Below are 6551 nucleotides of genomic sequence, written 5' to 3'. Positions count from 1 at the left end.
AAGCGTAAGCTCTGAAATCGTCATGTGTCGAAGCCCTCAAAGGCTCCGAGCATCGTCGCTCACGACCATGCGCGAAAGGTGCTACCGGGACAGCGCTCACCATCCAACGGCGCTATAGTTTAATGCTTCGATCCGTCAGAACGAGCGCTGGAATCGGAGGAAGCCGCCGACGGCGTCGCTCTTGCCAGCTGGGATGCCGGTCCAGTTGTAACCGTTGCTGTCGTGGTCGTTATGTGCCCAGTCAACTTCGGCCGTGATCGTGAGTCCCGGGATGATCTTGTAAGCGACGTTCGCCGCAAGCCCAAATTCCTTGGCCTGGTCATACGACACCTGAAGGTTGAACGCGGTCTTCTTGTTGAAGGTGTAGGTTCCTCCGCCCCAGACTGCCAAGTTGCCGCCCCATTGCTTGTAGAAGCCGCGGTCCCCGGCAGGGATCGCAAAGGTCGGGTCGTTGAGATTGTCGCTGGTGCCATAACCGGCCATGATAAACAGCGACAGTTCGGTGGTGGCATTTACGTCCAAGCGGAGCTTGCCGGCGACTTCTTCATAGTTGCTATCATAAGCGACGACGCCGGTAATCGCGCCCCAGCTCTGCTTGTACTTCACGCCGCCGACGACGTGCGGCATATAGCTGTCGATCGTGCCCTTGACGCCGGATCCTTGTTCGAGCGAGACCACGGCCGAGAAGCCATTGCCGGCGTCGAAATAGTACTGCACGACGTTGGTGTCGAAGTCGCCGTAAGGAACCAGCGTATCGTTGATGACGTTGCCAGCGTAGCCGATGAATGTGTCAAAGGCCGATTCATCTTTGCCGACACGCAGCCCGCCGAGTTGAATCCAGACAAAATTCAACGAACTGCTGTAACTGCCGTCGGAATAGTTGAAACGGGTTTCAGTGTAAGTTTTTAACGTCCCAAGTTCTGTTTCCTGACCAGTCCAGGTCCTCAGCGAGAGGCGGGCTTTCTTGTGCCAGGTATCATTGGTAGTTCCGTCCTCATGGTCGACAGCACGACGGCCGTCGAACGAACCTGCCTCACCGGCCGAAGCATCCCAGCGGATATAGCCACCGATGCGCAGGCAGGTTTCGGTGCCAGGGATATAGAAATAGCCGGCTCCATAGACGTCGCAGATCTTGACGTAATTAGCTGGTTCCGGCTCGGCCGCGGTGACGGCATCTGCCGCGTGGGCGCCGGTGACCGCGGCCAAGGCCACGGCGGAGCCGAGAAGAAGCCTCTCGATGTTCATTTAGATCTCCACTCAAAGGGTTTAAAAAGGGCAAAGGTTCTTTGCTGAAAGGTCTCCCCGTTGCCGATGATCGAAAAAGACGCGCATCGCGCCGCTTCTTCATAGGTTAACTGCTACCTATGGAAACGAATAATTCAAGCAATATAAAGCAAATTACGAGCTATAACTGGAGAATGTTGCAGCTTGGTCACAGATATATCTTACAAAATGCACAACTGCACAACTGCACAACTACACAAATGATACAAATGACACAACTTGCACAACGCGAACGTTATTTCGGTGGCGAGCCACTTGGTCTGAGCTCACGTGCACTCAATATAGCTTTCACGAGCTTTCAAGTGCGGACGCATTGATGCGGTGGTTTTGTCAGGTGGGCTTCACGTCGTGGGATAATCTCGAGCGCCAAGGGAAGTTCTGTCGCGGCCAGCCAGCGCAGGCTAAGCGGGAAACCCGACGAGCGCTCATCGGCGACTCCTCCAAGCTATCTAGCTCTGATCTCTTCTGAACGAAGCGGTCGGCGCCGACCGGCACCGCAATCAGGACGACGACCCACCTGCCGCAGGATGTTGACGCGCGTCACGCCCCGCTGGCCGGACCCAGATTTCTCGGCGCCTTCAAGATCTCTGGCGATCGAGCTTCTTGGCGATCAGGCGGGCGGAGACGAGCGCTCGGCGACCGACCAAACCCTGCGTGATCGCTAGCAGGCGCACTTCGTGATCGCGATGCCGGCGTTGGTCGGTTTTGAGGCCGAGATTGAACGCGGTAAGATGCGACGCGGGTCGTCAGGCCGGCCTAGCGCAACATCGAAGCCGCCAGCAGCCGGCCTAGCTAGGGTGCTGCAGTACCGAAACAATGGCAGCATCCTGTTCGCGTTTTTGGTCGGCAGGTCCACCTCGAAAGACCCGTCGAGTGAGACCGCATAAACCCGAAAGCTGGACAGTGGTCATCGAAGGTTCCATTTCGGCACTGTGGTAAGAGGTGGCTGCCGTCGAAACAGGTCCGACGACAGCCACATTGCCTTGGGAGGCGAACGTTTGAAGGTTGCGCCCGGCGAGCATCTTGGGAGAGAGCGTGCAATCAAGCCGCACTAGCGACGCCGGTCATCTGGCGTTACGTCCGGCGGGATCGGGCAAATGTAGTGGCGCCCGCCGGTCCGCTCCTTCAATTCTGCCTTGGCGCGGGCGATGATATCCGGATTGCGCAGGCAATCGGCCGCCGTTGTGGCCATGGCCTTCGCAGCTAGCACCATCCCCTTATGGGCTGCGGGCAAATTCCCTTGGGTGACGAGTTGCCAAGTGTGGAACGGCGTACCAATAGCAAAGCAGGCGGTGCTGCACTGAACTGTGGGCACGATCCAACTCACATCGCCCACATCGGTGCTGCCCATCATCACTCCTTCGTGCGTGGGGATAGGTAGGAGCCCGTCGTGCAGCACCTGAGTCGCCAGCGAAGGGTCATAACGCGCAACGCTTGATACAATCTCCTCCTTCGTGAGCGCGTTCTTCTGAATTTGCTCGGCGAAAGCATAGTCAGTTTCGTCGAAGCCAGGGCCGCCGAGGCGCTTCATGTTTTCGTACATGACCTCCTGCAGCACCTTATTAGGCAGAACGTTCGAGTTTGCATCAGTGATCTGCGTCTTTACGGCGGTTTCCGTCATCAGCGCCGCGCCTTCGGCGATCTTTTTCACCCGCTCGAATAGGTGTTCCGCCTCCGGCAACCGCGGCGAGCGCACTAGGTAGAGCGATTCCGCATAGGCCTGCACTACGTTCGGCGCATCGCCGCCCGCGTTGGTGATAGCGTAATGCACGCGCGCATCGGAAGGCATGTGCTCACGTATGTAATTCACGCCCACGTTCATCAGTTCCACCGCGTCGAGCGCGCTGCGGCCCACATGGGGAGAAACCGCCGCATGCGACGCGTGACCCGTGAAGCAGAAGCGAGCTTGGATGCAGGCGAGCGACGAAGCGGTTTGCACCTCGTTGACAACGTTCGGGTGCCAGCAGAAGGCAGCATCGAGATCTTCAAAGAGACCGGCCCGTGCCATGAAAGTCTTGCCCGAGCCGCTCTCCTCGGCCGGGCATCCATAGTAGCGCACCGTCCCTGGAATACCCTCCGCCGCAAGTGCGTCCTTCAAAGCGACGGCCGCGAGCGCAGATCCAGAACCGAGCAGATTGTGCCCGCAACCATGCCCGGGTGCGCCCTTCGTGGGATGCTTGTGCTCCGTCGCGCCCGAAACTTGCGCCAGAGCCGGCAGCGCATCAAACTCCCCAAGAAAGCCGACGATGGGCCCGCCGCTTCCATTTTCCGCCACGAAGGCAGTGGCCATCCCGCACGCCTTTTTCGTGATGCGAAAGCCCTCGCGCTCTAAGATGGCGATCAGCTCAGCGACCGAACGATGCTCCTCAAACGCGAGTTCCGGCAGGGCCCAGATGCGATCACTGAGCGCACAGTAGTCGACGCTCTTGGCATTCACGCGCCTTGCGATTTCATTGAGGCCCAGGCGGTCGTTGTGCATGTCCAGTCTCTTCCTCGTTGTCGGATGCGCGCACTTGCGATCGCGCGGTCGCATAGCCATCCAAGGCCTTATCGAGATGCGGCGCCTCGGCGCGCTAACGTGCTCGCCATAACCCGGACGCTGCGCAAATTGCCGTTGCCCAAAATAACGCGAGCATCTTCCAACATCATTGCGGTTCCATACTTTTGCGACCGGCGACATAGATCTTCGAGCATGGAATAAGCCAGTCCTTTTGAAGCAGGCACGGGCACAAGGCGCTTATGAAAATTGTTGTTGCTAAGCTCGTCCTCTCCCCCAATCACAATCGGAGTAAGATCGATTGACAGCAAGTTATTGTCCCAATCAAAGCCGCAAGTCGCGACAATACTTTTCCATACGTCGGGTGAACTCCATTCGTCCTCACCTTTGGGTAGATGAAACAGGAAATTTCCCAATCCATAGAAGATCGGTACCCCGCGGTAGATTTCAATTGCCTGCAGCACCGGTGCGCCGTGGCTGGCGAACGCATTCGCTCCTGCGTCAACGCAAGACCGAGCAAATGACTGAACCCATTCGGGAACCTCGCTCCAATCGGGTTCCCAATGATGATTATGAAGGTAGGCGACGACGAAGGCACCATCCGACGCCGCCTTTCGGATTGTGGCAAGCTGCCGCTGCAAGCTTTTCTCATCGATAGCGATCCTGCGGCAGTTCTTCGGCGATCGCCGAAAAATTGTTCCGTAAAAGTCGATCTCATCGGATGATGTCAGTTCACGCGGATCGTCCGGCTGCGCGTAGTTTCCGCGCTCCATAGCGTTACTTAGAAAGGTTTCCTGAATGGAACGCAGGTTCGTGAATTTTTCATCATCAACCTCGAACACCCGCGAGACGTCGAGTTTGTTAACCCCTGGTCGAGCGGGACGGGTACCAACCACATTGTTAGCCCATATTTGGGTTGCCGCATTATCAGCGTAATTTATCGCAGGCCCGGGTCCGGCATCCATCGCGATGAGGGCAACCTTTCTCTTGCCGAGTTGCTTAATGCCGGCCTTACTCGCGTCGCTAGCATCCACTCCAATTCCTGCATGCAGAAACGCACGCTCCTCTACTTCCTCGAGTGTGGACAGCACTCCCGCAGACCCAAGATCGAACGCGTGATTATTGGAAAGCGCCAGTGTATTGAAGCCAATATCCTTCAAGCTATCTAGAACGACAGCTGAAGAGCACTGGAAATAGTAGCCCTTAGTTGGAAATCCGCCATGACGGCCGAGAATCGTCGTCTCCAAGTTCGTGAACGAAACATCCGCCTTTTGGATCAGTTCTTTGATTGCGGCAAATCCCTCATCCGATACTTTTCGAAGATCGTGGTAAATGAGAGACTGTCCCGTTAATGCAAGAGTAAACGATGAGCGCATGATTTGAATGAATCCCCTGTATAGTCGACGGTGGTCTCTTGGGAGCCACAACGACTGTGGTTATGCTGGTAGGATTTTCCGAGATCTGGGGAAACGTCGCCGGCTAACACTATTAGCTAATCTTGTGACGCGGACGGGACCATTGTGTCTACTTTTTGACGTTGTTGGACGTTGCGATTTAGGTGTGCCATACTTCACAGGTGTTCTCTTCTTGTGGACGTTAACCGAGACGCCAGATCTGATGTTTTCCTGACGCGGACGCGCCTGATCACTAGCTTGCATCCCGAACGATGGGAGGAACCGCAAAAATCGTCAATTTATTAAATTTTTGTGACGCCCTATTAATTTTTCTGATATAGGCAAAACCGATCCTCGAGGCTCTCCGCGGCTCTACGAAGACAGGTTCATGGATGCCTCCGAAGGTTCATTCGGACACAATAGGCTTGGACGCTTCTTTTGTGACCCATGGCATGGGCGAAGCGATATCTTCGATGTGCGGCTCGTGTCGTCGCTGGCGCTCGCCCGGACCCGGGAAGCCTTGCACAACAGTTGGGACAAGAATATACCAAGAACGCTCCTGTACATGCTGGGGATCGACGCGGCGTAGCGCTCTCTCGATCCGCTTCATCAAAGGCGTTCATCGAGGGGCGGTGCCAGGTGGAAGGACCTCTGTCAGCTAGGGCGGTGAGGGCACCGCTTGGGTGACCTTGTAGATAATGTTCGCGGTCTTCCACCTGGATCAGAAGCTCGTGTTGAGGACGGTGGGGAGCGCCACCGCGCGTATCCTGTGTTTGCTGCCCGGTTCGATCATCCTGCCGGCTGCGCTCGGCAACGAGGGCCAGGCTCTCCCGCGTGCAGTCGTCGACGACGCCGAGAATGCGGAAGCGACGCCGTCGATGAGTTGGTCCGACACAAAGTCGAGCGGCCAGCGCTTGCGATGCAGCTGCACCAGCATTGGCGCCCTGGTCCCGATTGCGCGCGCTTGCGACCGCGGCGGGGGCGAACTGCGAGCTTCTCCTCGTGAGCAGGAACAGCTTTTTGTGGTTCACGGGCAATGATGGTCAATGCGTTAATCGGTCCGATGCCCGGGATTTGTCGCAGGAGTTGATAATCCTGGCTGTGCCGCAACAGCTCGTCGGCCTGCGCTTCGATCTCATTGCGCTGCCGGATCAGAGTAACCGCTGTTCTCAGGCCACGGCCTTGAGCGGCGCGGGGGCATAGGCCCAGGGGAGAAGGTCGTCGAGCTGGCTTTGCGGATGGCCGGCGACGATGCGGGTGATGACGTCGGCGAGGTAGGCGGGCGCATGCCCGAAATGTCGCCGGCGCGCAGGCCGAGACGTGCAAGCAGGAGAAGCACTGCGCGGTCGCGGACGCCCATTGGCGTCGTGATGTCG

Annotated in this window: 4 protein-coding genes and 3 pseudogenes; all 7 read right to left on the bottom strand. The window is 57.3% G+C overall.

What is annotated here, in order from left to right; all coding sequences use genetic code 11:
- Nucleotides 1–135: 135 nt before the first annotated feature.
- Complete coding sequence (locus tag M653_RS0130820; RefSeq protein ID WP_027146741.1) at nucleotides 136–1245, bottom strand: porin; 1110 nt, start codon at nucleotides 1243–1245, stop codon at nucleotides 136–138.
- Nucleotides 1246–1928: 683 nt separating this feature from the next.
- Nucleotides 1929–2085, bottom strand: a pseudogene (locus M653_RS1000000138045) (DUF1612 domain-containing protein); the annotation flags it as partial.
- 250 nt (nucleotides 2086–2335) lie between these two features.
- Complete coding sequence (locus tag M653_RS0130815; RefSeq protein ID WP_027146740.1) at nucleotides 2336–3763, bottom strand: M20 family metallopeptidase; 1428 nt, start codon at nucleotides 3761–3763, stop codon at nucleotides 2336–2338.
- A 68-nt stretch (nucleotides 3764–3831) separates the two neighbouring features.
- A complete protein-coding gene (locus tag M653_RS0130810) occupies nucleotides 3832–5157 on the bottom strand; it encodes a CapA family protein (protein WP_027146739.1) in 1326 nt (441 codons plus the stop codon).
- 818 nt (nucleotides 5158–5975) lie between these two features.
- Nucleotides 5976–6206: pseudogene (locus M653_RS1000000137170) on the bottom strand (IS3 family transposase); the annotation flags it as partial.
- Nucleotide 6207: 1 nt separating this feature from the next.
- Nucleotides 6208–6330 (bottom strand): annotated as a pseudogene (locus M653_RS1000000137165) (IS110 family transposase); the annotation flags it as partial.
- Between the two features lie 14 nt (nucleotides 6331–6344).
- On the bottom strand, nucleotides 6345–6551 hold a 207-nt coding region (locus M653_RS1000000138040; protein ID WP_245262414.1), incomplete at its 5' end, for a transposase domain-containing protein.

The sequence above is a fragment of the Mesorhizobium sp. WSM3626 genome (assembly GCF_000513935.1).
Lineage (GTDB): Bacteria > Pseudomonadota > Alphaproteobacteria > Rhizobiales > Rhizobiaceae > Mesorhizobium > Mesorhizobium salmacidum.
Note: the sequence above shows the minus strand (reverse complement) of the source record. Positions and strands in the feature narration are given on the sequence as shown.

What these genes read in the sequence shown, in the direction of transcription:
- M653_RS0130810 (WP_027146739.1), bottom strand. Translation starts at nt 5,157, where the DNA reads ATGCGCTCATCGTTTACTCTTGCATTAACGGGACAGTCTCTCATTTAC.
- M653_RS0130820 (WP_027146741.1), bottom strand. Translation starts at nt 1,245, where the DNA reads ATGAACATCGAGAGGCTTCTTCTCGGCTCCGCCGTGGCCTTGGCCGCG.
- M653_RS0130815 (WP_027146740.1), bottom strand. Translation starts at nt 3,763, where the DNA reads ATGCACAACGACCGCCTGGGCCTCAATGAAATCGCAAGGCGCGTGAAT.